At 44.9% G+C, this 24,616-nt stretch carries 21 protein-coding genes; 5 read left to right on the top strand and 16 right to left on the bottom strand.

The features are described 5' to 3' along the window. Positions 1-9 precede the first annotated feature (9 nt). Genes lgt through rppH form a run of 4 tightly spaced genes read right to left on the bottom strand, consistent with a single transcriptional unit; the run spans position 10 to position 4,444 of the window. Entirely contained in the window at positions 10-831 is an 822-nt protein-coding gene (gene lgt / locus VHA02S_RS09130) for a prolipoprotein diacylglyceryl transferase (protein ID WP_005447915.1), read from the bottom strand. A gap of 39 nt (positions 832-870) precedes the next feature. Next, positions 871-1,662 (bottom strand): sulfite exporter TauE/SafE family protein, encoded by a 792-nt coding sequence (locus VHA02S_RS09125; RefSeq protein WP_005447912.1) that lies wholly within the window; start codon positions 1,660-1,662, stop codon positions 871-873. Between the two features lie 7 nt (positions 1,663-1,669). Beyond that, the gene (ptsP, locus tag VHA02S_RS09120; RefSeq protein WP_017190105.1) at positions 1,670-3,916 is read right to left on the bottom strand and encodes a phosphoenolpyruvate--protein phosphotransferase; all 2,247 of its coding nucleotides are present in this window, start codon (positions 3,914-3,916) and stop codon (positions 1,670-1,672) included. 9 nt (positions 3,917-3,925) lie between these two features. Next, complete coding sequence (rppH, locus tag VHA02S_RS09115; RefSeq protein ID WP_005434895.1) at positions 3,926-4,444, bottom strand: RNA pyrophosphohydrolase; 519 nt, start codon at positions 4,442-4,444, stop codon at positions 3,926-3,928. Positions 4,445-5,062: 618 nt separating this feature from the next. Between rppH and mutH the strand changes: the two genes are divergently transcribed. After that, positions 5,063-5,743: a DNA mismatch repair endonuclease MutH gene (gene mutH / locus VHA02S_RS09110; protein ID WP_005447908.1), complete on the top strand. Its 681-nt coding sequence runs from the start codon at positions 5,063-5,065 to the stop codon at positions 5,741-5,743. Between the two features lie 139 nt (positions 5,744-5,882). Here mutH and VHA02S_RS09105 read toward each other — a convergent pair whose 3' ends face one another. Beyond that, positions 5,883-6,194, bottom strand: coding sequence for a DUF6482 family protein (locus tag VHA02S_RS09105; RefSeq protein ID WP_005447906.1), 312 nt, complete (start codon positions 6,192-6,194; stop codon positions 5,883-5,885). Between the two features lie 154 nt (positions 6,195-6,348). Between VHA02S_RS09105 and VHA02S_RS09100 the strand changes: the two genes are divergently transcribed. After that, the gene (locus tag VHA02S_RS09100; RefSeq protein WP_005447904.1) at positions 6,349-7,383 is read left to right on the top strand and encodes an NADP(H)-dependent aldo-keto reductase; all 1,035 of its coding nucleotides are present in this window, start codon (positions 6,349-6,351) and stop codon (positions 7,381-7,383) included. Positions 7,384-7,525: 142 nt separating this feature from the next. Here the strand turns inward: VHA02S_RS09100 and VHA02S_RS09095 are convergent, their stop codons facing one another. From VHA02S_RS09095 to xerD, 7 genes are all read right to left on the bottom strand, one after another. After that, positions 7,526-7,777 carry a hypothetical protein gene (locus VHA02S_RS09095; protein ID WP_005447902.1) on the bottom strand — a complete coding sequence of 84 codons (252 nt, stop codon included), beginning with the start codon at positions 7,775-7,777 and terminating at the stop codon, positions 7,526-7,528. Positions 7,778-8,304: 527 nt separating this feature from the next. Next, entirely contained in the window at positions 8,305-9,639 is a 1,335-nt protein-coding gene (gene vpsR, locus VHA02S_RS09090) for a cyclic-di-GMP-binding transcriptional regulator VpsR (RefSeq protein WP_005447897.1), read from the bottom strand. A gap of 246 nt (positions 9,640-9,885) precedes the next feature. Further along, on the bottom strand, positions 9,886-11,403 hold the full coding sequence (gene lysS, locus VHA02S_RS09085) for a lysine--tRNA ligase (protein ID WP_005447896.1): 1,518 nt from the start codon (positions 11,401-11,403) through the stop codon (positions 9,886-9,888). A gap of 34 nt (positions 11,404-11,437) precedes the next feature. Next, a protein-coding gene (gene prfB / locus VHA02S_RS09080) for a peptide chain release factor 2 (protein ID WP_100208484.1) occupies positions 11,438-12,536 on the bottom strand; the annotation gives its coding sequence in 2 pieces (ribosomal slippage) (positions 11,438-12,460 and positions 12,462-12,536; 1,098 coding nt in all). Between the two features lie 173 nt (positions 12,537-12,709). Next, positions 12,710-14,449 carry a single-stranded-DNA-specific exonuclease RecJ gene (gene recJ / locus VHA02S_RS09075; protein ID WP_005447894.1) on the bottom strand — a complete coding sequence of 580 codons (1,740 nt, stop codon included), beginning with the start codon at positions 14,447-14,449 and terminating at the stop codon, positions 12,710-12,712. Between the two features lie 46 nt (positions 14,450-14,495). Further along, positions 14,496-15,284, bottom strand: a complete 789-nt coding sequence (dsbC, locus tag VHA02S_RS09070) for a bifunctional protein-disulfide isomerase/oxidoreductase DsbC (protein ID WP_026000319.1) — start codon at positions 15,282-15,284, stop codon at positions 14,496-14,498. 61 nt (positions 15,285-15,345) lie between these two features. Continuing rightward, positions 15,346-16,263 carry a site-specific tyrosine recombinase XerD gene (gene xerD / locus VHA02S_RS09065; protein ID WP_005447892.1) on the bottom strand — a complete coding sequence of 306 codons (918 nt, stop codon included), beginning with the start codon at positions 16,261-16,263 and terminating at the stop codon, positions 15,346-15,348. A gap of 158 nt (positions 16,264-16,421) precedes the next feature. Here xerD and fldB point away from each other — a divergent pair, with 158 nt between their 5' ends. Beyond that, a complete protein-coding gene (gene fldB, locus VHA02S_RS09060) occupies positions 16,422-16,940 on the top strand; it encodes a flavodoxin FldB (protein WP_005447890.1) in 519 nt (172 codons plus the stop codon). A gap of 92 nt (positions 16,941-17,032) precedes the next feature. On the opposite strand, the gene brnQ is transcribed toward fldB, so the two are convergent. Then, entirely contained in the window at positions 17,033-18,346 is a 1,314-nt protein-coding gene (brnQ, locus tag VHA02S_RS09055) for a branched-chain amino acid transport system II carrier protein (protein WP_009697628.1), read from the bottom strand. Between the two features lie 330 nt (positions 18,347-18,676). Here brnQ and VHA02S_RS09050 point away from each other — a divergent pair, with 330 nt between their 5' ends. Together VHA02S_RS09050 and srmB are read left to right on the top strand one after the other, a co-directional pair. Then, entirely contained in the window at positions 18,677-19,396 is a 720-nt protein-coding gene (locus VHA02S_RS09050; RefSeq protein ID WP_005447885.1) for a tRNA1(Val) (adenine(37)-N6)-methyltransferase, read from the top strand. Positions 19,397-19,503: 107 nt separating this feature from the next. Continuing rightward, on the top strand, positions 19,504-20,727 hold the full coding sequence (gene srmB, locus VHA02S_RS09045) for an ATP-dependent RNA helicase SrmB (protein WP_005447883.1): 1,224 nt from the start codon (positions 19,504-19,506) through the stop codon (positions 20,725-20,727). A gap of 60 nt (positions 20,728-20,787) precedes the next feature. On the opposite strand, the gene VHA02S_RS09040 is transcribed toward srmB, so the two are convergent. The 3 genes from VHA02S_RS09040 to VHA02S_RS09030 form a co-directional block, all read right to left on the bottom strand. After that, positions 20,788-21,423 (bottom strand): alternative oxidase, encoded by a 636-nt coding sequence (locus tag VHA02S_RS09040; protein ID WP_005447882.1) that lies wholly within the window; start codon positions 21,421-21,423, stop codon positions 20,788-20,790. Positions 21,424-21,624: 201 nt separating this feature from the next. Beyond that, positions 21,625-22,401 (bottom strand): peroxide stress protein YaaA, encoded by a 777-nt coding sequence (gene yaaA, locus VHA02S_RS09035; protein ID WP_005447880.1) that lies wholly within the window; start codon positions 22,399-22,401, stop codon positions 21,625-21,627. A 116-nt stretch (positions 22,402-22,517) separates the two neighbouring features. After that, positions 22,518-23,954 (bottom strand): alanine/glycine:cation symporter family protein, encoded by a 1,437-nt coding sequence (locus VHA02S_RS09030; protein ID WP_005447878.1) that lies wholly within the window; start codon positions 23,952-23,954, stop codon positions 22,518-22,520. Positions 23,955-24,616: the final 662 nt, after the last annotated feature.

Genomic DNA, 24,616 nt, shown 5'->3' with positions numbered 1-24,616 from the left:
ACCAATTCCTTACTTCGTTTCTGCTTGGACTTTGTCTTGGTAAAGACCACGTTTGTACGCCCAAACCATCATAAGAACACCCAGAATGATCATCGGTGACGATAGGATTTGTCCCATCGAAATGTAACCACCAAATAGACCAAGCTGTGCATCCGGTTCGCGAACAAACTCAACTAGGAAACGGAATGTACCATATCCAGCTAAAAATAGCCCTGATACCGCACCTAAAGGACGAGGCTTTTTGATGAACCAGTTCAGAATGAAGAACAGCACAATGCCCTCTAGGAACATCTCATAAAGCTGAGATGGGTGACGAGGCAGTGGGCCACCATTCGGGAAGATGATCGCCCATGGCACATCTGTTACGCGTCCCCAAAGTTCACTGTTCATGAAGTTACCCATACGCCCCATGCCAAGACCAAACGGCACGAGCGGAGCCACAAAGTCAGCCACACCGAAGAAAGTTCGACCATTCTTATGTGCGTACCAGAACATTGCCGTGATAACACCTAACAAACCGCCGTGGAATGACATGCCGCCAGTCCAAACTTTAAATAGGTATAGGGGGTCTGCTAAGAACAAATCAAAGTTGTAGAAGATAACGTAGCCAACTCGACCACCAATCACTACCCCAAGGAAACCAGCGAACAACAAGTCTGAAACTTGTTCACGCGTCCAACCACTACCCGGTTTATCTGCGCGACGATTTGCCAACCATAGTGCGAACATAAAGCCGACTAGGTACATCAAACCGTACCAACGAACAGAAACAGGACCAATAGAGACTAAAACCGGATCAATATTGGGAAATTCTAAGTATCCCTGAGACATAACTCATTCTCTTCTTATTACTAATAAAACAGGTGGACTTTACAGCAGCATGGTCGCTGCAACAAACATCAAGAACACAGCAAAGATCTTCTTTAAGACTGCCGTCGGAAGGTTAGTTGCCATTTTAGCGCCGACTTTCGTCGTGAGCATCGACGTCATCGCAATCGCCGCTAAAGCTGGTAGGTAAACATAGCCAATACTGTAGTCAGGTAACCCCTCAACTTTGTAGCCATGCAAGATAAATCCAATCATGCCTGAAATCGCAATGACACAACCGCATACCGATGAGGAGCCAACCGCTTTGCGCATTTCAATGCCATGCTTGTTTAAGAAAGGCACCGACAGAGAACCACCGCCAATACCAGCAAGACTAGAGACTACACCAATTCCCGTTCCGTACATCATAGTGACCGGACTACTCGGCATTGGCTTCTCACTTTTCGTCTTGATGGAGCGAAACATTTGTATTGCTAAGCACAGCACAATCACACCGAAGACTTTCGGTAGGTAATGAGTCGGGATCCATTCCGCGATATTAGCCCCAACAAAACCACCGATAACCACGCCAGGCATCAACCATTTGACGACAAACATATCGACATTCCCAAGCTTCAGGTGGTTCAGTGCAGAAGAACCTGATGTGACAATGATACTCGCCAATGACGTTGCTAATGCCATATGCATGCTCATTTCAGGAGAGATACCAGCAAGAGGAAGAAGGTATAGTAACGCAGGTACGACAATCAGCCCGCCTCCGATACCAAGAAGCCCCGCCATCACGCCTACAAAAGCGCCTAGCGCGAGCAATAATATAAATAAAGAGATGGTCACTGTTACCCTACTTCTTACCTGCACGAATAAAGCCGGCAAAGCCTTGCTGGATAAAGAAATCATGCATCATTTGATGGATTTCTTGCCCGTAAGAGCATGACATGGCTTTCTCGACGAGTTTTTCTAGTTCTTTTTGTTGGCTATGGCGAATCAAATACTTCACCTTAGCCACGTTCGAGGTGTTCATGCTCAAACTGTTGTAGCCTAAGCCCAACAGGAGCAGCGCACCAAATGGATCACCTGCTAGCTCACCACAAATACACACAGGTACTTGATACTGGTGGCAAACATCGTGAATTTGTTTTAACGCTAACAACACCGCCGGATGCATGGATTCATAGACATCCGCAACACGGGAATTGTTCCGATCAACTGCCAACAAATATTGCGTTAAGTCGTTAGTACCCACCGAAACAAAGTCAACACGATGAGCAATGGCCGGTAACAAGTACACCATTGATGGGACTTCTATCATCACCCCAACCTTTGGTGCTTGAATTCGCTCATCCAGCAACACGACTTCACTGTACGCTTGATTGATAAGCGTAATCGCGTCATCGAGCTCTTTTATTCCCGAAACCATAGGCAGCAAAATACTTAAGTTGCCGCTTTCAGCACTCGCCCTTAGCATAGCTCTCAGTTGGATCAAAAAGATATCCGGATGATCCAAAGTAAAACGAATACCGCGCCAGCCCAAGAACGGATTATCTTCATCAATCGGCAGATACGGCAATGGCTTATCACCACCAATGTCCAAGGTACGCATCACAACGCGCTGATTCGGATAACTATTAAGAATTGCTTGGTACTGATGATACTGCTCATCTTCAGAGGGAAAGTGATGCTGAAGTAAAAAAGCGATTTCTGTTCGATACAGACCAACGCCATCGACACCTGAGTTGATCGCGATATTGCTATCGGCACTCAACCCCGCGTTAAGCATCACTTCAATGTGGCAATCGTCTTTTGTAATGGCTGGCAGTGCCAAGTCTTTGTTCACCATGGCGAACAGTTCAGACTCCTCACTCACAAGGCTACGATACTCGCGTAGAAGCTGCCTGTTAGGTTCTAAATAGATCTCACCAGTGTAACCATCCACAATCCCCTTCTTGCCATTCACGACACTGGTGTTAATGTTCGCGCCCATGATGGCAGGTACACCCAATGCCCTTGAAAGAATCGCCGCGTGAGAGTTCGCTGCACCTTCCAATGACACGACCGCTAAAAGGTGTTGTTTTGGAATCGACGCCAATAACGTGGCCGTCAGTTCATTGGCAACCAAGATCACCGGACGATCGATCGAGGCATGTTCTTGCTCGCTATTGTGCAAGAAATAGAGCAGGCGTTGTCCTAATTCACGAATATCTTGCGCACGTTCACGCAGGTACACATCCGACATACGTGCAAAGCGGTTCGAATAGGTCTCAACAACTTGTCGCAACGCCCAATCTGCTCGGTCGCCTTTCTCGATCTGCTTCTTCAGATCACCACGCAACATTGGATCGTTAAGTAAGTGGGTAAAAAGGTCGAAGATCGCCAAGGCATCTTTATTGATTTCGCTGTCGAACTTTTTCCGCATACGGCGAAAGTCACTCAATGCCCTCTCTACTGCAACCGCTAAAAGTTCATGCTCACGCTCTTTATCTAACGCTGACGCAGGAAACACATCATTTAAGTTTGGTTGTGTATTATCAAACCAGAACTCACCAATCGCTACCCCAGTTGAAGCCGGTAGGCCTTTGATCACCGTAGGTTTGGAAGCAAGTTGCCAATGACCGAGGTTTTGCGCATGGGCAATGAGCACCGCAAGCTGTGCCGATAGGGTAACAAGGAAAGACTCTTCCATCTCACTGAACAAACGCGGTGTTTTCTGCTGGATAACCAACACGCCAAGTACTTGTTTGCGATGAATGATTGGCGTACCAAGGAAGGAGTGGTAAACCTGCTCGCCTAATTGGGGGAAGAATTTGAAATCAGGGTGAGTGGAAGCTTCTGCTAAGTTAAGTGGCTCTGCACTGCGCTTCACCAAACCAACCAAGCCTTCATTGAAGTTGATATGGATGCTATCGCCTTCAAAAATAAGGCCTTGAGTTGCCATTAACTCAAGGCGCTGCATTTCTTCGTTAGCAAGATAGATAGTACAACATTCAGTGCATAGGGCGGCACAAGTCTCTTTTACCAATATATCGAGTGCCAGATGCACATCATCGACTCTGGAGACTTTCTCAACTATTTCCCTTAGCTGACTGAGCATGTTAACCCTCTATCTACGTTGCTTTTTTCTTTTCCCTTTCGTCTTACGCTCTCGAAAAGGCATGGCTAAAGATGCAAACTCTTTCATTGCTCGACGGTATACGTCACGCTTGAAAGAAACAACTTGCCTAACTGGATACCAGTAGCTTACCCAGCGCCAACCATCAAATTCAGGGGATTTCCCGCGCTGCATATTGATGCGAGACTCATCGCACTCTAATCGCAGCAGAAACCATTTCTGTTTTTGGCCGATACAAACAGGCTTGGAGTCCCAACGCACCAATCGCTTTGGTAGCTTATATCTTAACCAATGACGACTTGTAGCGATGATCTTAACGTCTTTTTTCGTCAGACCGACTTCTTCATATAACTCCCTGAACATGGCTTGTTCAGGTGTTTCACCTTCGTCAATCCCACCTTGTGGAAATTGCCATGAGTGTTGCCCGTATCGTTTAGCCCAGAAGACCTGACCATGGTTATTACATATCACAATACCAACATTGAGTCGGTAACCATCGCCATCTATCACTGGCTAACCTCTATGAATAATTTTTTATTACCGTGATTTTTCCACATATCCCCATTACTAGCAAACTTACTGATGTGATATGAGCAAGATTTATTACCTTTCGCCCCGTTTTGGATATCTTTTGAACAGACATTGTTTTATCAACACAAGTTTGAGACATAGCCCACATTTATTCACCTTTTCTGTGAATAACTTTGTGAAGAAAACGCTATCAACAAAGAATTTTGTTCAAAACCATTATTGTCGACATTTATAAAGGCTCAACCAAAAATAGATAACTAAATGATTAAAAAGGAATAAAAAGCAATATTGATGATTTATTGATCTTATTTGCCTTGATGATCTTTTCATCAAATACAGATCGGTCAAAGATCGCACAATCGGTTATTTATCCACATTCGACAGGTAGGACTTCATGGCATCTCAATAAAAGCAAGTCTCAATCGCTACCTAAACCCCTGTTTATTCATCCAGCTCAGCTAGAGATCCTATTGGTCACTTCCTAATCTGTGGATAAGTTATGAATTGATCATTCTTAATCCAGCTCGATGAAATCTTAGACAGAGGATTTTATTCAAATTTGTTAGACTAGATGTTTTCCAATACCACCTTGTCATTATGAAACCAGAACCACAATCCGAAGCTGAACTGATGGAACGCGCGCACGACATTGCTGGCTTAAGCTTTGCTGAGCTTGCCGAAGAGGCTGGCATGACCGTTCCAGAGAACTTGAAACGCGACAAAGGTTGGGTTGGTCAATTGCTTGAATGGCATTTGGGTGCGCCTTCGGGTAGTAAGCCGCAACAAGATTTCGCTAAACTTGGGATCGAACTAAAAAGCATTCCGATCAGTTATTCTGGTAAGCCATTAGAAACCACTTTTGTCTCTGTAGCACCATTGACTGGTGTACAAGGCTTAACATGGGAAACCAGTCACGTACGCAACAAACTTTCCCGCGTACTTTGGGTTCCCGTGGAAGGCGAACGCGAAATTCCTTTAGCAGAGCGACGAGTTGGCAGTCCATTGATTTGGTCACCAGACCAGGAAGAGGAGCTAGTCCTAAAAAACGATTGGGAAGAGCTGATGGAAATGATCGTGTTAGGTAAGTTTGATCAAATTTCCGCCAGACATGGAGAGGCACTGCACTTACGACCGAAAGCTGCAAACGCAAAAGCTTTAACAGAAGCATACAGTTCAAATGGTAAACCGATCAAAACCCTGCCTCGCGGATTCTACCTCAGAACACAGTTTACTGAGCAGATCCTACTGAAGCACTATATCAACGCTCAATCCGAGTAACTAGGTTCTGTTGGTCTTTTGCGGTTCATTTCTACAGCGTTATCGGCTTCTCATGTAGGCTAGCTACGCTTCAAAGCCTTTGTCTTGTAGAAATTTCCCACAAAGTGCGGCAAAAATCAGCTCAAAAGATCAACAGCCCCTAATGCGTTACCAGTGACAATTCAATATCACAATATGAGGCTGCGCCATCGCTACCAAATTCATCGTACGCGTTGTGCAGTCTTAAATAAGCTTTATCAATCCCCAACCTAAGCAGTTCTTCTTTCACCAAGTCTAACGATCCAAAGTGAATCGGATCTTCGCCATCTTTGATCGGCTCAAGTTGGTGTTTGTACTCCACTGCTAATAGATAGTCAGAGACATCAGAACAACCTATCACAAAGACCTTCGGTGTTTTGTAGGAGTCTTTGTGGTGGCCATGCAACCACATGTCGAGTTGATGCTTCTGCATAATGCACCTCCTTCACAAGATCTTTTAAGTCTAGTTACCGTATTGATAACTTTCGAGTTAACTACAAAGCGAAAGTTAAATCATTTGCGACAGCGACTAAAAATCCCCTATATTGGAATGACTTATTCAGTCGGTAATTCTTCAAGGACGTGAAATGCAATATACAAAACTACCGCACTCATCACTCGAGATCAGTAAGATCTGCCTTGGCACTATGACGTTTGGTGAGCAAAACACCGAACAAGAAGCGTTTCAACAACTCGACTTCGCCCTCGACCGTGGCGTGAACTTTATTGATACTGCAGAGATGTATCCCGTTCCACCAAAAGCAGAAACACAAGGACTCACTGAGCAATATATTGGAAATTGGTTAGCGAAAAGTGGCAAGCGCGAAAAAGTGGTATTGGCAACGAAAGTCGCTGGTCCACGCAACGTGCCTTATATTCGAGAGAACATGAGTCTGAATCGTCGCCATATTCATACCGCTATCGATGACAGTCTCAAGCGTCTACAAACCGATTATGTCGATCTATACCAATTGCACTGGCCACAACGCCAAACCAACTGCTTTGGTCAACTCAACTACCCTTACCCAGATAAGCAAGAAGAAGTCACACTGATCGAAACACTTGAAGCACTGACCGAACTAGTTAAAGCAGGCAAGGTACGTTACATAGGTGTATCGAACGAAACCCCATGGGGTGTGATGTCACTGCTGCGTTTAGCAGAAAAACACGATCTGCCTAGAATAGTTTCAATCCAAAACCCATATAACTTGTTGAACCGCAGCTTTGAAGTTGGTTTGTCTGAAATCAGCCATTATGAAGGTGTTCAGCTACTTGCTTACTCACCTCTAGCCTTTGGTTGTTTAAGCGGTAAATACCTCAACGATGCGAAGCCAGAAGGTGCCCGATGCACTATTTGGGAACGCTTTGCTCGTTACTTCACTCCACAAGGCGTGAAAGCAACAGAAGCATACGTCAATCTAGCTCGTGACCATGGTTTGGATCCTTCGCAAATGGCACTTGCCTTCGTCAATCAGCGACCATTTGTGGGTTCTAATATTATTGGCGCTACTAACCTAGAACAACTTAAATCCAATATCGACAGTATCGATGTTCACCTCAGTGAAGCATTACTCAATGACATCCAAGCGATTGGCACCACTTACTCAAACCCTTGTCCGTAAGACTTCATGTTGACGTGACCAACACACTAAAGTAACGGACACTAAAAACAAAACGGGCTGACCATAATGGTCAGCCTGTTTTGTTTCTATCAAGCCCAAATTGAACCAAGTACATTAAGGAAAGTTCAATTTGGGCTTTTGATTACGTCAGTATTCGCGAAGTTAAAACTCGGCGAAGATGGCGAACTCGACGATCAACTTTTACGGCGTCTGGGACGCTAGTTCGAGTTGAGCGGCCGTCTTTATCTAAGCCAATATCTTTTAGCAAGTGTTCGTTAGTCCATGGAATATCATGTGAGCTACGACGAACCATACGTTGCCATTGTTTTTCTTCACGTTTTAGATCTGCTTTCAATAGCACAGTTGCTAGTTTCAGATAGATAGAGTGACGCATAACTTATTCTCCAAATTGCGATAAAGGATCGACTGGGAAAAATAGTGCGTAATTGGACAGAAAAATTCTGTTGAGACTAAGCCGCTACTTTTCCGCAGCCTAGTAAAAGAGATAGGTTACGGATTAATTTAATCTAATGAGCCAGTGGCATCCTGTTTAGTCGCATCAAAGGTTGAGCGAACAGCAGGCATACGATCAGCGCAAGCAGTGGTGTTAACAACGTAATGTTTCATCTTGCGCCTCCTAGCTAAAAATTAATCCGTGATTGATGTGGTATAACTCTTTGAGTTACGGCTAAATTGTAAGCAACGGAGGATATTTATCAAACAATTTTTATCCTTTCGATTAAAAACAAACCAATGACCTAAAATTAGGTTTCATATGGTTTTTTGAATAACATATTCAACTAAGGAATATATAAAACATCGAGTTTTATAAATAACCGAATTCTATTCACAAAAAAGGAGCGCATATGCACTCCTTTTTGGGACAAGTTGTTTCGTCAGCACTTACTGATTCAAATTAGATTAAACCGTCTGCTCTGAAATCAAATTATGCTTGTTCAATAGTCGATACATGGTTGCGCGCGATACGCCAAGCTCTTTCGCTGCGTTCGATACCTGACCGGAATGTGATTCCAACACAACAAGCAGTGCATCACGCTCGCTCTTTTCACGAATTGACTTCAAGCTACGTTTAGAATCATTGCGTTGCGGAAGATCAAGATGATGTTCTTCAATCATTACGCTATCCGACATCAGTACAGCACGTTTGACTTGGTTCATCAACTCACGCACGTTACCTGGCCAGAAGTAACGTGTCAGTGCTTTCAGCGCATCTTCAGAAAAGCTTTTCGCCTGCGAGTTATATTCTTTTGAGAACTCTTGTAGGTAGAAGCGCGCTAATAGTGCGATATCACTTGCGCGTTCTTTCAAGCTTGGCACATTAATGCGAAGCACATTGATGTAATGGTAAAGCTCTTCATTGAAGTCACCATCAATCAGTGCTTTTTCAACATCAGAAGAGTTAGCAGCAAGAATACGAACGTTAACATTTTTCGCACCATCACGAGTTTCAATCGTGCCTTCTTGCAAGAAACGCAGAAGGTTCATCTGCTGTTCTTTAGAGATGGTCAAGATATCGTTGAAAAGCACGGTACCACCATCAGCCTGCTCAAGCAGACTTGCTTCCATATCGTCATCAGCATCAATGCCAAAGACTTCGGCTTGGAAGCGTTGCTCGTTAAGTGCGCGACAGTTAATTGATAGGAATGGCTTGTGAGAACGTGAGGATACTTTATGAATCGCACGTGCAACAGCTTCTTTACCTGTACCGCTTTCACCATAGATTAGAATACTTACATCGGTTGGACCGATACGTTTCACTTGGTCACGTAGACGTTTCATTGGGATAGATTCGCCGATCAGCCCCATGTCTAAGCTGCTACCAAAGCTTGGCCATACTTTTTTCTCTAGCTTCAACATACCAAGTTGGTGACCAATGGTACTCAATAGCTGTGCATCAGGGATTGGTGCCGTGAAAAAGTCGATACAGAAGTTCACAATGAACTGACAGATGGTATCAGTTCCGAGTTGAGATTCACGGATGAATGCTAACCAACGAACGTGCTTGTGAGAACTCACTAAGTTCGCCAAACCATTAAGACTGAACTCGTCATGGCTAAGGTCAACTATACCAATACATGGACCAATATCTTCTAACAATGTGTTGGCTTTACGTAAATCACCCACTTGGTGACATTTCCATCCCACTTGCTCTAGCACCGAAAGCCAAGGTTCATAAGTACCGCCAACTACTACAAGCGATCCCGGAATGGAATCCATCTTAAACTGCCCAGCCATTCTCTAACCCTTATTGATTGTTCATAGAAATTTCGCGCCACAAACCCATCTTTGCGAACGGGTAACATTATCGAGACTACGCGCGCTGAAGTCTGTCTCAATATTAAGACTATGCAACAGATTGAGATTTGGCGAATGCTTATTTAGACCTCTTATATACAATCAAATGCAAACAGTTGAATTTATTCAAATTAAAGATACAAAAAAACCACCCGAAGGTGGTTTTTTCATTACTCAGCGAGGAGATTACGCTTGTGGGCGCATCGCTGGGAATAGGATCACGTCACGGATAGTGTGCGTGTTAGTCAGCAGCATAACTAGGCGGTCGATACCGATACCTTGACCTGCTGTTGGTGGTAGACCGTGCTCTAGTGCAGTGATGTAGTCTGCATCGTAGAACATTGCTTCGTCATCACCAGACTCTTTCGCTTCCACCTGTGCTTTGAAACGCGCGTCTTGGTCTTCTGCATCGTTAAGCTCAGAGAAGCCGTTTGCTACTTCACGACCACCGATGAAGAACTCAAAGCGGTCTGTGAAGAATGGGTTGTCATCGCTACGACGAGCCAGAGGAGAGATGTCCGCTGGGTAGCCAGTGATGAACGTTGGCTGCATTAGCTTAGGTTCTGCAGTTTCACCGAAGATTTCTTCAAGAAGCTGACCACATGTCCAGAAAGGTTCGACTTCAACGTGCACTGATTTCGCGATAGAAACCATTAGGTCACGGTTTTGAATGTCTTCTTCTGTTAGCGCTTGGATTTGTGCGTGGTCTGGGTTGTAGTGCTTGATTGCTTCAAACATGCTCATACGAGTGTAAGTGCCACCAAACTCAACCGTGTCATCACCGTAAGGCATTGACGTTGAGCCTAGAACTTCTAGAGCGACTGAGCTTAGTAGTTCTTCAGTTAGGTCCATAAGATCTTTGTAATCCGCGTACGCCATGTAGAATTCCATCATTGTGAATTCTGGGTTGTGACGTGGAGAAAGACCTTCGTTACGGAAGTTACGGTTGATTTCGAATACGCGATCAAAACCACCAACAACTAGACGTTTCAGGTATAGCTCAGGCGCGATACGTAGGTACATTGGCATGTCTAGTGCGTTGTGGTGCGTGATAAATGGACGCGCACTCGCACCGCCAGGGATAACGTGCATCATTGGCGTTTCAACTTCCATGAACTGTTTAGAGATCATGAAGTTACGGATTGCAGACATTACTTTAGAACGTACTACGAACGCTTGACGAGAATCTTCGTTAACGATTAGGTCAACGTAACGTTGACGGTAACGCATCTCTTGGTCAGTTAGACCGTGGAACTTCTCTGGTAGTGGACGAAGTGCTTTAGTTAGCAACTCGTACTCTTCCATGTTCACGTATAGGTCGCCTTTACCTGATTTGTGCAGCGCACCTTTAACACCGATGATGTCACCGATATCAAGACCTTGGTATTTGTCTTTTAGTACTTTTTGAACCGCTTTGTCAGCGTAAGCTTGAATACGACCAGAAGTCTCTTGGATTACTAGGAATGGACCACGCTTAGCCATGATACGACCAGCGATTGCAACTACGTGGTTAAGCTCTTCTAGCTCTTCCTTCGTCTTTTCACCGAACTCTTTTTGAAGGTCGCCCGCTAGTGCGTCACGACGGAAGTCGTTTGGGTGGCCATTTGCTTTGCAGCTCTTTCGGATTTCATCCAGTTTAGCGCGGCGTTCAGCAATTAGCTTGTTTTCTTCTTGTACAGTTTCGTTTTGAACAGCATCAGTCATTTTCGATGTATCCTGTTTTTGTCGGTGAAAAGCTTTATAGACCTGATTTCAGGCTAGCTTCAATAAATTTGTCCAGATCGCCATCAAGAACCGCTTGAGTATTACGGTTTTCAACGCCCGTACGGAGGTCTTTAATGCGTGAGTCATCCAATACGTAAGAACGGATCTGGCTACCCCAGCCAATGTCAGACTTAGCGTCTTCATTAGCTTGTTTTTCCGCGTTTTGCTTTTGCAATTCAAGCTCAAATAGCTTCGCTCGAAGCTGTTTCATTGCCTGATCTTTGTTCTTATGTTGAGAACGGTCATTCTGACACTGAACCACTGTGTTCGTTGGTACGTGTGTAATACGAACCGCAGATTCGGTGGTGTTTACGTGCTGACCACCAGCACCTGACGCACGGTAAACGTCGATACGTAGGTCAGATGGGTTAATGTCGATATCAATGTTTTCATCAATCTCTGGGTAGATAAACGCAGAAGCAAATGAAGTATGACGACGACCGCCTGAATCGAATGGCGATTTACGAACTAGGCGGTGAACGCCTGTTTCTGTGCGTAGCCAGCCGTAAGCGTACTCACCAGAGATCTTCACTGTTGCGCCCTTAAGACCCGCAACTTCGCCTTCCGATACTTCGATCACCTCAGACTTGAAGCCTTTTGCTTCAGCCCAACGTAGGTACATACGTAGCATCATGTTGGTCCAGTCTTGTGCCTCTGTACCACCGGAGCCAGCTTGCAAATCAATGTAGCAATCAGAGCTGTCATGGTCACCAGAGAACATACGACGGAATTCAAGCTGTTCTAGCTTCTCTTCCAACTCAGCAAGTTCTGGTTCGATCTCGTCAAACGTTTCTTGATCTTCTTCTTCAACCGCAAGCTCAAGAAGACCTTCAACGTCCTCTACACCTTGCTCTAGTTGATCGATAGTTTCAACAACCGCTTCAAGAGATGCACGCTCTTTACCTAGTGCTTGTGCACGTTCTGGTTCGTTCCATACATCTGGTTGTTCAAGTTCTGCGTTGACTTCTTCTAGACGCTCTTTCTTAGCGTCATAGTCAAAGATACCCCCTCAGGACATTCGTGCGCTCAGACACGTCCTGTAGACGGTTTTTAATTGGATTGATTTCAAACATGTTGGCTCAACATTTTAGAATAGAATTTAACCGAGAAATTCTACTCAAAAATGTGACCGAGATACAGGAAAATTTCGGCTGGGAAATCAGATTGCAATTAGAGAGAGCACGGTCATAAAATTTTTGCCCCACAAAAAGGCGACCGTACTCTAAAAGAAGTGACTTTCTAGGTCCTACTTAGCTTCAATGTGATCAATCATTAACTGTAATGATTGATTGCCGCGAAACTCATTCACATCCAACTTATACGCGAGGCGTACTGTTTTCACTGATGCATCCGGCCAACGACGCAAGTCAACATTAAATGCAATACCATCGATCATGACGTTTGTTGGATGGCCTTTGAAAAGTGGTTCTAGCATCAGCTTAAGGTGCTTCTCACCGACCAGTTTCTGGTGCAATACTTTGAACTCACCATCAAAGATAGGTTCTGGGAACGCTTGCCCAAAAGGACCACCTGAGCGCAATTGTTCAGCAACATTCATCGAGAACTCTTCGGGTTTAAGCTCGCCGTCCGACATTACCACACCTTTCAGCGCCGCTTCGTCCAGTTCTTTCTTCACGACTTCATCAAACAAACGGCTAAAGCGCTCGAAGTCTTGTTCTTTGATGGTCAAGCCTGCCGCCATCGCGTGTCCACCAAATTTGATGATCAAGCCTGGGTTTTGCGTATCGATGAAATCCAGCGCGTCACGCATGTGTAGCCCCGGAATAGAGCGACAAGAACCTTTAATTGTCCCCTCTCCGCCATCGGCAAAGGCGATAACAGGACGATGGAACTTCTCTTTAATGCGCGAAGCAAGAATACCGATAACGCCTTGGTGCCAATCACGTTGGAACAGTGCTAAACCGTAAGGCAATTCACTGTTTTCACCAAATTGAAGACGCTCACAAAAAGCCATCGCTTCTTGCTTCATCCCTTCTTCAATCTCTTTACGGGTTTGGTTCAAACCATCCAACTCACTCGCCATACGACGCGCCGCATGGATGTTGTTACACATCAGTAGTTCAACACCGAAAGACATGTCATCCAAACGACCTGCGGCATTAATACGAGGACCAAGTGCAAAGCCAAAATCAGATGCAACCAAACGACGAGCATCTCGCTTCGCGACTTCAATCAGAGCTTGAATTCCCGGGCGTGCTTTGCCTGCACGAATACGCTGTAAGCCTTGGTGTACAAGAATGCGGTTATTTTCATCCAGCGGCACAACGTCGGCGACGGTGCCGAGAGCAACCAAGTCGATCAACTCCATCAACTTAGGCTCTTGCATGCCTTGCTGCGCGAACCAATTTTGTTTACGCATATACACACAAAGCGCCATCATCAAATAGAAAGCAACGCCAACCCCTGCCAATGCTTTCGATGGGAAAGCACAGCTGTCGAGGTTCGGGTTCACCATGGCATCCACATTCGGCAGCTCTTGCCCTGGTAAGTGATGGTCAGTAACCAGTACAGTAATGCCGTTTTCTTTGGCGTAGCGAACCCCTTCAATCGACGACACACCGTTGTCTACCGTCATAATCATCTCAGCACCCAGCTCTAACGCCTGGTCCACGACTTCAGGACTGAGGCCGTAGCCATCTTCAAAGCGGTTCGGCACCAAGTAGTCCACGTTATTACTGCCAAGCATACGTAGGGCAAGCACTGACAACGCCGAGCTAGTCGCGCCATCGGCATCAAAATCACCAACGACAATAATACGCTTTTGCTCATTAATGGCTTGGAACAACAACTCAACCGCCTGGTCAATGCCACCCAACTGTTGGTAAGAATGTAAGCCACGAGCAGAAGTCTCTAACTGTGCTACATCTGTGATACCACGGTTAATGTAGATGCGCTTGAGAATAGGTGGAATGGAATCGGGAAGAAGAGAAAGATCCGGTTCAGGACGTCGTTGAATTTCTATCATGTTTGAAAAGAGCCAACGAATACCGCTGGCTCTGCTCCTTAAAGGATTATTGTTGCTCTAAGCGTTTTAGTAGTTCAGCCGGTGGAAGGTAACCGCCTACGAGTTCACCACTTGGTAGGAAGATTGCTGGCGTACCAGAAATACCAAGTTCACGACCTAGGTTGTAGTGCGCTTGAATGGTTTCTTTGCACTGTTTTAGATCTTTCGCTGGATTGTCGAAAGTGCGCTCAACTTTTGCATTGTGCATTGCTGATTTCGGATCTTCTGCACACCAAATTGTCGCCATTTGTTCAGCAACTGGACCTGTTGCACCTTGACGAGGGTACGCCATGTAACGAACAGTAATACCCAAGTCGTTGTAACCTTGCATCTGGCTGTGTAGACGTACGCAGTAACCACACGTGATATCGGTAAATACCGTCACCACATACTTCTCGTTGTCCGCTTTGTATTCAATCACGCTATCAGATAACTTCGCGATTTTCTCTGCGTTCAATGGTGCTTGACGCTCAGCAATCACGTCTTTGTAGCCGCCGTTATCATCAATGGCGTAAAGTGTACCGGCAATAAAGTGGTTGCCATCGTTTGATGCGAACAACACACCACCATTGGTTTGGATTTCTAATAGTCCAGCAACGTCTGATGGTTGGATATCAAGAATAGACACACCCAGCTTAGAGAACTTCGCTTTTAGCGCAGCTTCATCAAAGTTCTGTTTTGCCGCTGGCGCGACTTGTTGTGCAGGAGTTTCCGTTTTTGCCTGACTTTCTTCAGCACCACAAGCGGTTACGAAAAACGGTAAAGTCAGCAGAGTTAGTCGGCGTAATACGCTCATTAAATTCACCTTAAAATAAAATCTTTTCATCCAATGAGACAAAGGATGAACCAAACCATCATTATGCTCTTGGGTGGTGTTGACTGTGGATCTGTTTCAATCGTTCAGTCGCCACGTGAGTATAAATTTGCGTTGTCGATAAGTCACTATGCCCCAACAGCATCTGTACGACCCTGAGATCTGCGCCATAGTTCAATAAGTGTGTCGCAAAAGCATGGCGCAATACGTGTGGAGACAGTTGGTCGGTATCAATACCCGCTATCACAGCGTAGTACTTGATACGGTGCCAAAAGGTCTGACGGGTCATTTGTCTCGCACGTTTACTTGGGAATACCACATCCGACGTAGTCTCTCCCAATAGAGCAGACCGACCTTGCTGGATAAAAGTTTCAATCCAATCGACCGCGTTTTCTCCCATAGGAACGAGGCGTTCTTTACCACCTTTACCGGTCACGCGCACTACCCCTTGACGCAAACTGACGTTTTCCATTGTCAGACTGACCAACTCTGTCACACGCAACCCAGTCGCGTAGAGTAGCTCAAGCATGGCTTTGTCTCGCAGCTCAACGGGATCATTAGGATCTGGCGCATCAAGCAGTGCGTCCACTTGCTCTTCACTGATGTCTTTAGGCAGACGCTGAGGCAACTTTGGGCTGACCAATAGCGCACTCGGATCATCGCCGCGTACTTTTTCACGGTGAATGTATTGGAACAAGCGACGAATCGCTGACAACATACGCGCACGGGATGTCTGCTTGTAATCTAAATCAACGAGGTAACTTTGATACTCTTGCAGACCAGACAAACTGATGAAATCTAGACGGTAGCTATGTTGCTCCATCCACGCGAGCAATTTCATTAAATCATTTCGGTAGGAAGCCAACGTGTTCTCCGATAGACCACGCTCCATCCACATTGCATCTAAGAATTGTTCAACCAGACCAAAATCTTGTTGATTGACAGGCTGTTGTGCCGTCATGAACGCTTCCTTATCTGTTTATATTTACAGTATTGAGAGTAAGGCAACTGCTCAACCAATACCATAAAAAAATCATCTCCCGCGGGATATTCGCTGCAATCTTCCCCGATTTATGGTTAGAATCTGCCACAACAGCAACATAAAAAACGACGAATATAATGAAAATCGGACTCTTTTACGGCTCAACAACCTGCTACACAGAAATGGCAGCAGAGAAAATTCGCAATATCATTGGTGAAGACCTTGTCGACATTCACAACGTGAAAGAGACACCGCTGTCGCTGATGGCAGATTACGATTTACTGCTAATTGGTATCTCTACTTGGGACTTCGGTGAAATCCAAGAAGACTGGAGCGCTATCTGGGAAGATATTGCAACCACACCACTAAAAGGCAAAGTCGTAGCTTTATTCGGCTTAGGAGACCAAGAAGGCTATGGCGAGTGGTACCTTGATGCGATGGGTCTACTGCATGACGAGCTAAAAGCAACGGGCGCGCAGTTTATTGGTTACTGGCCAAACGAAGGCTATGAGTTCGAAGCATCAAAAGCACTGACAGAAGATGGCAGCCAATTTGTCGGCTTAGCGTTGGATGAAGATTCCCAGTACGAACTCAGTGATGAGCGCATCGAGAAATGGTGTGAGCAAGTCTTAGTAGAGTTCCACGACACACTTTAAGTCATACGGCATCCAGCACTTGCTAGACAACAGATAAACAAAAAGCCCGGCGAATCACTTCACCGGGCTTTTTTTGTTTTGCTAGTCAGCAATTATGCAGTTTCTTCAGTCAACTCTGGTTGTGAGGACTTAGCAATAAAGAACATGCAAACAATCGCTGCAAATGTTGGTAGAACCCAACCCATGCCCACTTCAAATAGCGGCAGCATATTGAATGCAGACACGTCTAGACCCGCAACTTTCGCAGCATCAATCAATGCAAATAACAGTGATACTAGCAGTACAGAGCGGTAAGCCACTCGTGGGTTTGGAAGCTTGCTACGTACAAACGTTAGCGCAACCAATGCTACTGCTACTGGGTATAGCGCAAACAGAACCGGAACTGATAGAGAAATTAGCTGAGACAGACCAACGTTTGCAATCAGTGCACAAGCCGCACCGTTGATAATAACCCACTGCTTGTAAGTCAGTTTCGTTTTAGAGCTGAAGAAATCTGAACATGCAGAGATAAGACCGATAGCCGTCGTCAAACATGCAAGCAATACGATGATTGAAAGTACAATCTGACCGTAAGGACCAAATAGCGCCTGAACGTATTGGCTCAGCACAGCACCACCGTTGTCTGCGCCTGCTGCAATAGTTGAACTCGTCGCACCTAGGTAGAACAATGAGATGTATACGAACGCAAGACCTGCAGCGGCAATACAGCCAGCACAGATTAGGTATTTTGTCGTTGCTGCACGCTCAGTGATGCCTTTACTGCGAAGTGCGTCCACCATTAGCATACCGAACATCAACGATGCGAACGTATCCATGGTGTTGTAGCCTTCAAGGAAGCCCTTAGTCAATGGTTGAGTTAGGTACTCGCCGTGCGCGCCCATCATTTCGCCTTGTGGGTCAATGAATACCGCAATAGCAAGAACGATAAGACCAAGGAACAGAACTGGCGTTAGCACTTTACCAATCAAATCAATCAAACGACCTTGGAACCAAGCGAAGATCATAGCCACCGCAAAGAACAAGATTGAGAATGATGTTAGATGCGCTTGAGAGGCATCTAGGAAGAATGGTTTCACTGCCATTTCATATGCTACAAGACCTGTACGAGGTGCAGCAAATGCAGGACCAATGATGATGAAGATCAACGCCGCCATCAGCACTGCTGCTTTCTTAGGAAGATCTTGAGTCAAGTGATCCCAAGAGCCGCCTGCCACAGCAATAGCAACGATAGTAATAAGAGGTAGACCTACCGCTGTTAGCAAGAAACCGAACATTGCTGGCATCAGGTGATCACCGGCTAGCTGACCCGCTAGTGGTGGGAAAATGATGTTGCCAGCACCCAAAAAGAACGCAAATAGCATAAAGCCTACTGCGATAATATCTGTTAGTTTTAACGTCTGCTTCACAGATAACCCTTTTTCTCTAATTGATGAATGTTGTGTATGCATCGACCACTTTTTTGTATACCCAAAGTTAATGAGTACCTGTGGTTCAATCTATAAATTTCCGCCGCATAATGACGAAGTACCCATCATTTGGCAACCTTTAAGAAAAAAACACCATATTAATTTAGTTCGCCAACTTAAAAGCAGTGAATATCACTACCTATAGATTTGAGACCAGTTCATTATCTCGATCAAATTGAAATACAATTTAATAACCAACAAGATAACAATCTATACAATTAAGAAACAATAGAGAAATTAACTCTATTATTGAGTAAAAATAAAACAATCATGAAGAGCGAAAAATTTCAGACTAAGGACTTCAAGTTCAAGCAGTTTTCGATTCACGGCGGTGAAAGTGGCATGCCCGTCAGCACTGATGGTGTGATGCTTGGCGCTTGGGCAAATTGCTCACCACAGAGTAAAATTTTGGACATTGGTACAGGCACGGGCTTGCTAGCACTAATGTGTGCACAGCGATTTCCTGCCGCACAGATCACCGCTCTTGATATTGAAACATCGGCGGTAGAAGCAGCGCAGCAAAACTTCACCCTATCCTCTTGGTCCGACAGGCTTCACATCCACCACGCTGATGTATTGCAGTTTGAACTAACACATCGCTTCGAGCACATCATCTGTAATCCGCCCTACTTCAACAGTGGTGAGCAATCGAAGCAAAGCCAACGTGCAACTGCTCGACACACGGATACTTTGCAACACGCTTCATTACTTAAACGCTGTAATGAACTACTCGAAGAAGACGGTACTGCCAGTTTTGTTCTGCCGATTACAGAAGGCGAATTGTTTATTGCCATGGCTAAACAGCAAGGATGGTTCTTATCGCGCATCTGTCGCGTGCAACCATCACAGAAAAAGCCAGTCCACCGTTTACTGTTTGAATTAGCCAAACAAGCTTGTGATACTCAAGAAACGCACTTGATCATTCACTCAAACGAGGGTTATAGCGACGACTTTACTCAGCTAACTCGCGAGTTTTATCTTAAGATGTGAAATAACATGTGATCCTTGTCACCAATCACTTTATAATGTGCGACCTTTTTATATTCTATGCTGCTGTGGCGAACCATTAACCAAGCTTTGCTTGTGGAGAACTCATTGTGATCAGAACCTTTGCTGAACTTGATCTAGACCAAAACCTACTTGAAGCCATTGACGAGATGGGCTACGAACGCCCAACTAAAATTCAGGCAGAAGCGATTCCACAAGCGTTAGATGGTCGTGACATTCTAGCGTCAGCACCAACTGGTACTGGTAAAACGGCAGCATTCGTCCTGCCAGCACTGCAATACCTGCAAGATTTCCCACGTCGTAAACCGGGACCTGCACGTATTCTGATCCTAACCCCAACTCGTGAACTTGCGATGCAGGTAGCGGATCAAGCTCGTGCTTTAGCGAAAAACACCAAGCTAAACATCTTCACCATCACTGGTGGTGTTCAATACCAAGAGCACGCAGATATCCTAGCAACGACGCAAGATATCGTGGTAGCAACACCAGGTCGTCTACGTGAATACATTGACGCAGAACGTTTTGACTGTCGTGCGATTGAATGGCTAATCCTTGATGAAGCAGACCGCATGCTAGACATGGGCTTTGCTCCAACTGTTGACCGTCTGTCTAACGAATGTCGCTGGCGCAAACAAACCCTTCTGTTCTCAGCAACACTAGAAGGCAAAGGCGTAGAGGGTTTCACAGCAGACCTACTGAACGAACCAGCAGAGATCGACGCAAAATCACCACTACGTGAGCGTAAGAAGATCGCACAGTGGTACCATCGTGCTGATGACGCAGAGCATAAACTTGCCCTACTAAAACACATCATCACAGAGCAAGCAGAACGCACTATCGTATTCTTGAAGACTCGCGAGCGTTTAGCAGAGCTTCGTGCCCAGTTAGAGAGCGCACAGATTCCATGTTCTTGGATTCAAGGCGAAATGCCTCAAGATCGTCGTAACAACGCGATTTCTCGCTTCCGTGAAGGCACTGTAAACGTGCTATTAGCGACAGACGTAGCGGCACGCGGTATCGACCTTCCTGACGTATCACACGTAATCAACTACGATATGCCACGCACGGCAGACGTGTACCTTCACCGCATTGGTCGTACGGCTCGTGCAGGTAAAAAAGGTAATGCTATCTCAATCGTAGAAGCGCACGACCAACCAATGATGGATCGCGTTGCTCGTTACGTGAAAGAAGACATCAAAGAACGTTTCGTGAAAGAGATGCGCCCTAAACACAAAAAGCCTGTGTTTAAGAAGAAAAAGAAAAAAGACGACAAGAAGAAAGTAGCGAAAAAGAAAACCGCTAAGAAGAAGTAATCACGTCTGATTGATTTCAAATCTAAAAGAGCCGCAATCGCGGCTCTTTTTGTTTTTCATCTATAGTTGATGAGCAGGCAAGGTTTTGTCTTCATAGGCATCAGCGAAGCCATGGTTACGGTCACGGTGCCCCGCTTCATCCTCTCGAATACGCAAAATCACATCTCTTAGCATCGCATCAGTTGGCAGCTTGTAGTAATCAATCGCCAGAGTCGGGGCTGGTACGTTCTCCACTTCCCCGCTATCAATTTTCTCTAGGTACTCAGTGTAGCTGTTACACGCTTCTTCTTCGAAGTAACCAACAACACGGTGAGCGATTTTAGAAGACAGCAGATAGATGAAGCTGTACACAACAATGAAAACACCTTGTCCCAGCAACACCAACAAACGCTCAACCAAACTTGGCTTGGCAATATCGAGGAAAATCATCAGGTGCATGCGCTCGTTCTCAGCCTCATCGAGAAGTTCTCGGATCCAGCCTTCATCATCTTTCATTCGGCGTAGCGCTTTCAAGTGATTGAACATCCCAGCTACCATGCCCGGCACGGCTGCGATGGTTTCGAGAATTACCGCTCGTTTCGCATATTTCTTGCCATAAAAGATGTTCAGAGTGAATTTCAGCAATTTGGTAATACGCAGTGCAACGTACTCCGATAACTTAGAGGCTTTTTTGTGTGTGAGCTTGAAGTCTGACATAGGAGAACTCCTTATTTTTAAAGTTGCATTTAAAATACAACTTTAAACTTTATTACTCAACTATTTTTTAAGATATAAACTTTTTATGTAAAAAATTCGATTAAGATCAGATCGAATAGGCATAAAAAAGCCGGATAACTATCCGGCTTTTTGGCGTACTTTATTTCACTGAATCATCAACTCGCGATTGACTGACTTCAATCAGTTTTGCTCTTCTCGTTTGAACACTAAGTCTGTTGGTGTCGACTCTTCTTCAACGAAGTAGTAACCCGCAACATCAAACTTAGTGAGGTCAGCAACACTTTCGATACGGTTTTCGATGATGTAGCGAGCCATCATGCCGCGTGCTTTCTTCGCGTAAAAGCTGATCACCTTATATTGACCATTCTTACAGTCTTTGAAGATAGGCGTGATCACTTGTGCATCCAAGTTCTTTGGCTTCACCGCTTTGAAATATTCATTTGATGCAAGGTTAATCAATACGTTGTCGCCTTGCGCAGCAATCGCTTCATTCAGCTTATCGGTAATGACATTACCCCAGAACTGGTAAAGGTTAGATCCCTTGTCGTTCGCCAGCTTAGTGCCCATCTCAAGACGGTATGGCTGCATTAAATCGAGTGGCTTAAGCAGACCGTATAGACCAGATAGCATTCTTAGGTGATCTTGAGCGTAGTCAAAATCAGCGTCAGAAAGGGTTTCCGCTTCAAGACCTGTGTACACATCGCCTTTAAATGCCAAAATGGCTTGGCGTGCATTATCTGTGGTGAAAGTTTCACTCCACTCTTGGAAACGGCCAACGTTCAAATCAGCGATTTTGTCGCTCACTTTCATCAGTGATGCAACATCGGCAGGTGTTAATTTACGGCATACCTCGATCAGCGCTTTTGAATAGCTAACCAAGTCAGGTTGAGTAAACTTCTCGGTCGCGAGTGGTGATTCGTAATCGAGCGTTTTAGCTGGAGAAACTACGATGAGCATGACTTTAACTTCCCTAATTTTATTTTCCATTAGAGTACAAAAAAAGCCATGCATTGTCTGCATGGCTTTTTGAATCGTGTTGATAGCTTTCAACAATGATTGGCAGTGAACATCACTTAGTCTTCTTTTTTCGTGTTGTCCCAAATGCCATCTTCTAGCTGAGACTTCAGCTCAGGGAAGTCATTTGCATCAAACGTCGGCACTTTACCTTCGCTTAGCTGGCGGTTGTAGTCTTTCGCCAGTTTAATCACGATACCAGATAGCAATAGAATAGCCACCAAGTTCACTATCGCCATCAAACCCATTGATACGTCAGCCAGTGACCAAACCACAGGTAGTGATGCTAGCGCACCGAACATAACCATACCCAATACAATGATACGGAAGATGCCTAGACCTGCTTTGTGGTTGTGCTCTAGGAAGATTAGGTTCGTTTCAGCGTATGAGTAGTTCGCAATAATCGAAGTAAATGCGAAGAAGAAGATCGCAACAGCAACAAAGATGCTGCCCCAATCACCAACTTGTGAGCTCAATGCACGCTGAGTTAGCTCAATACCGGTCACTTCCGTTGCTTGACCAACGTACTCACCTGACATAAGGATGATAGCCACTGTCGCAGAACAGATAACAATCGTATCCATGAATACGCCTAGCATCTGAACGTAACCTTGAGATGCAGGGTGCGGTGGATAAGGGGTTGCAGATGCTGCTGCATTTGGTGCAGAACCCATACCAGCTTCGTTCGAGAACAGACCGCGTTTGATACCGTTGATCATCGCTTGTGCGATTGCGTAACCAAGACCACCCGCAGCTGCTTCTTGCAGACCAAATGCGCTCTTGAAGATAAGCATTAGCACATCTGGTAGTTTGTCTAGGTTAGAGAACATCACAAACAACGCTAGTAGTAAGTATGCTAGTGCCATCACTGGAACAATCAGTTCAGCTACTTTCGCAATACGCTTAATACCACCAAAGATAACGACGGCTGACAGTGCTACAACAGCAATACCAACATAAAGGTCATTCCAACCAAATGCAGTGCTCATTGCGTTTGCAATTGAGTTTGCTTGAACGGCATTGAATACCAAACCAAAAGCGATGATTAGGAAAATCGAGAACAGCACGCCCATCCAGCGCATGCCCAAACCTTTTTCCATGTAGTAAGCAGGACCACCGCGGTAGTTGCCATCATCATCTTTGGTTTTGTATAGCTGCGCTAGCGTACTTTCCGCAAACGACGTCGCCATACCAAGCATTGCAATCAACCACATCCAGAAGATTGCACCAGGACCACCTGCTGTCAAAGCAACAGCAACACCCGCCATGTTACCTGTACCTACACGTGCAGCAAGACTAGTACAAAGCGCTTGGAAAGAAGAAATACCAGCTTTGTCTGCTTTACGGCTGTTCTTCAGAACAGAGAACATGTGGCCGAAATGACGGAATTGAATGAATCCCAATCGAACGGTGAAGTAGATTCCTACACCAACAAGAAGATAAACCAGAATCGAACCCCAAAGGAGATCGTTCATCAAATTGATTAAGTCTGTCATGTGTACCTCAAAGTGAGTTGCGCCGGTCTTTGCTTCCAAGCCATCCACCAGATTGCCTGCTAAGTGTCAAAGTGTGCTTAGCTTTTTGAGTAATGTTTATTGCGCAATCTAGAATCGTAAACGTCGCTTCATGCATCCATTTTACGTACCAGCGTATTTTTTGACGGGCGGATAATGCAGCCTCGAAAAGCAAAAATCAATATGCAACAAGTAAAATAACATTGTTATTTTTCACTAGAAAGTCACCAAAAGTTAACATAAAAGGAAAACTTAACGCTCACAAACAGCAACATCTTGTTTATCAAATCTCAACATAAATAGCCCTTTCATCATTAACAAAACGCAATACCATTTATTTTTGATGAGGCTAGTTATCACAAGGTATCTGAGAAAAATTTCTTACTCCGCTTTGTTACGATTGGATACATTTTAATCAAAGCGATGCTATGCAACCTTAGTATTCAAAAATTGAGTAAAATGAGCCCTTCGAATTAACATACCAAATCTCTTCATTTAATCGTTTTCGTGAGTTCGTTCGCTTATTTTTTGTCCACTTCAGATATGTGCAAAATGTGATTCTGTGAGTATTTTTACGCGAAAATGTCATGTTACCGACACAAATGCGAAATATATCATGGTTATTCTCACGCCTATTGTGGTAC

Origin of the sequence: Vibrio harveyi NBRC 15634 = ATCC 14126 = KCTC 12724 (genome assembly GCF_001591145.1) — a bacterium.
GTDB classification, from domain to species: Bacteria; Pseudomonadota; Gammaproteobacteria; order Enterobacterales; family Vibrionaceae; genus Vibrio; species Vibrio harveyi.
Note: the sequence above shows the minus strand (reverse complement) of the source record. Positions and strands in the feature narration are given on the sequence as shown.

Bases quoted from the DNA above. Each gene is read 5' to 3' on its own strand.
- lgt (WP_005447915.1), bottom strand. From the start codon at position 831: ATGTCTCAGGGATACTTAGAATTTCCCAATATTGATCCGGTTTTAGTC.
- ptsP (WP_017190105.1), bottom strand. From the start codon at position 3,916: ATGCTCAGTCAGCTAAGGGAAATAGTTGAGAAAGTCTCCAGAGTCGAT.
- mutH (WP_005447908.1), top strand. From the start codon at position 5,063: ATGAAACCAGAACCACAATCCGAAGCTGAACTGATGGAACGCGCGCAC.
- VHA02S_RS09105 (WP_005447906.1), bottom strand. From the start codon at position 6,194: ATGCAGAAGCATCAACTCGACATGTGGTTGCATGGCCACCACAAAGAC.
- VHA02S_RS09100 (WP_005447904.1), top strand. From the start codon at position 6,349: ATGCAATATACAAAACTACCGCACTCATCACTCGAGATCAGTAAGATC.
- VHA02S_RS09095 (WP_005447902.1), bottom strand. From the start codon at position 7,777: ATGCGTCACTCTATCTATCTGAAACTAGCAACTGTGCTATTGAAAGCA.
- vpsR (WP_005447897.1), bottom strand. From the start codon at position 9,639: ATGGCTGGGCAGTTTAAGATGGATTCCATTCCGGGATCGCTTGTAGTA.
- lysS (WP_005447896.1), bottom strand. From the start codon at position 11,403: ATGACTGATGCTGTTCAAAACGAAACTGTACAAGAAGAAAACAAGCTA.
- recJ (WP_005447894.1), bottom strand. From the start codon at position 14,449: ATGATAGAAATTCAACGACGTCCTGAACCGGATCTTTCTCTTCTTCCC.
- dsbC (WP_026000319.1), bottom strand. From the start codon at position 15,284: ATGAGCGTATTACGCCGACTAACTCTGCTGACTTTACCGTTTTTCGTA.
- xerD (WP_005447892.1), bottom strand. From the start codon at position 16,263: ATGACGGCACAACAGCCTGTCAATCAACAAGATTTTGGTCTGGTTGAA.
- fldB (WP_005447890.1), top strand. From the start codon at position 16,422: ATGAAAATCGGACTCTTTTACGGCTCAACAACCTGCTACACAGAAATG.
- VHA02S_RS09050 (WP_005447885.1), top strand. From the start codon at position 18,677: ATGAAGAGCGAAAAATTTCAGACTAAGGACTTCAAGTTCAAGCAGTTT.
- VHA02S_RS09040 (WP_005447882.1), bottom strand. From the start codon at position 21,423: ATGTCAGACTTCAAGCTCACACACAAAAAAGCCTCTAAGTTATCGGAG.
- yaaA (WP_005447880.1), bottom strand. From the start codon at position 22,401: ATGCTCATCGTAGTTTCTCCAGCTAAAACGCTCGATTACGAATCACCA.
- VHA02S_RS09030 (WP_005447878.1), bottom strand. From the start codon at position 23,954: ATGACAGACTTAATCAATTTGATGAACGATCTCCTTTGGGGTTCGATT.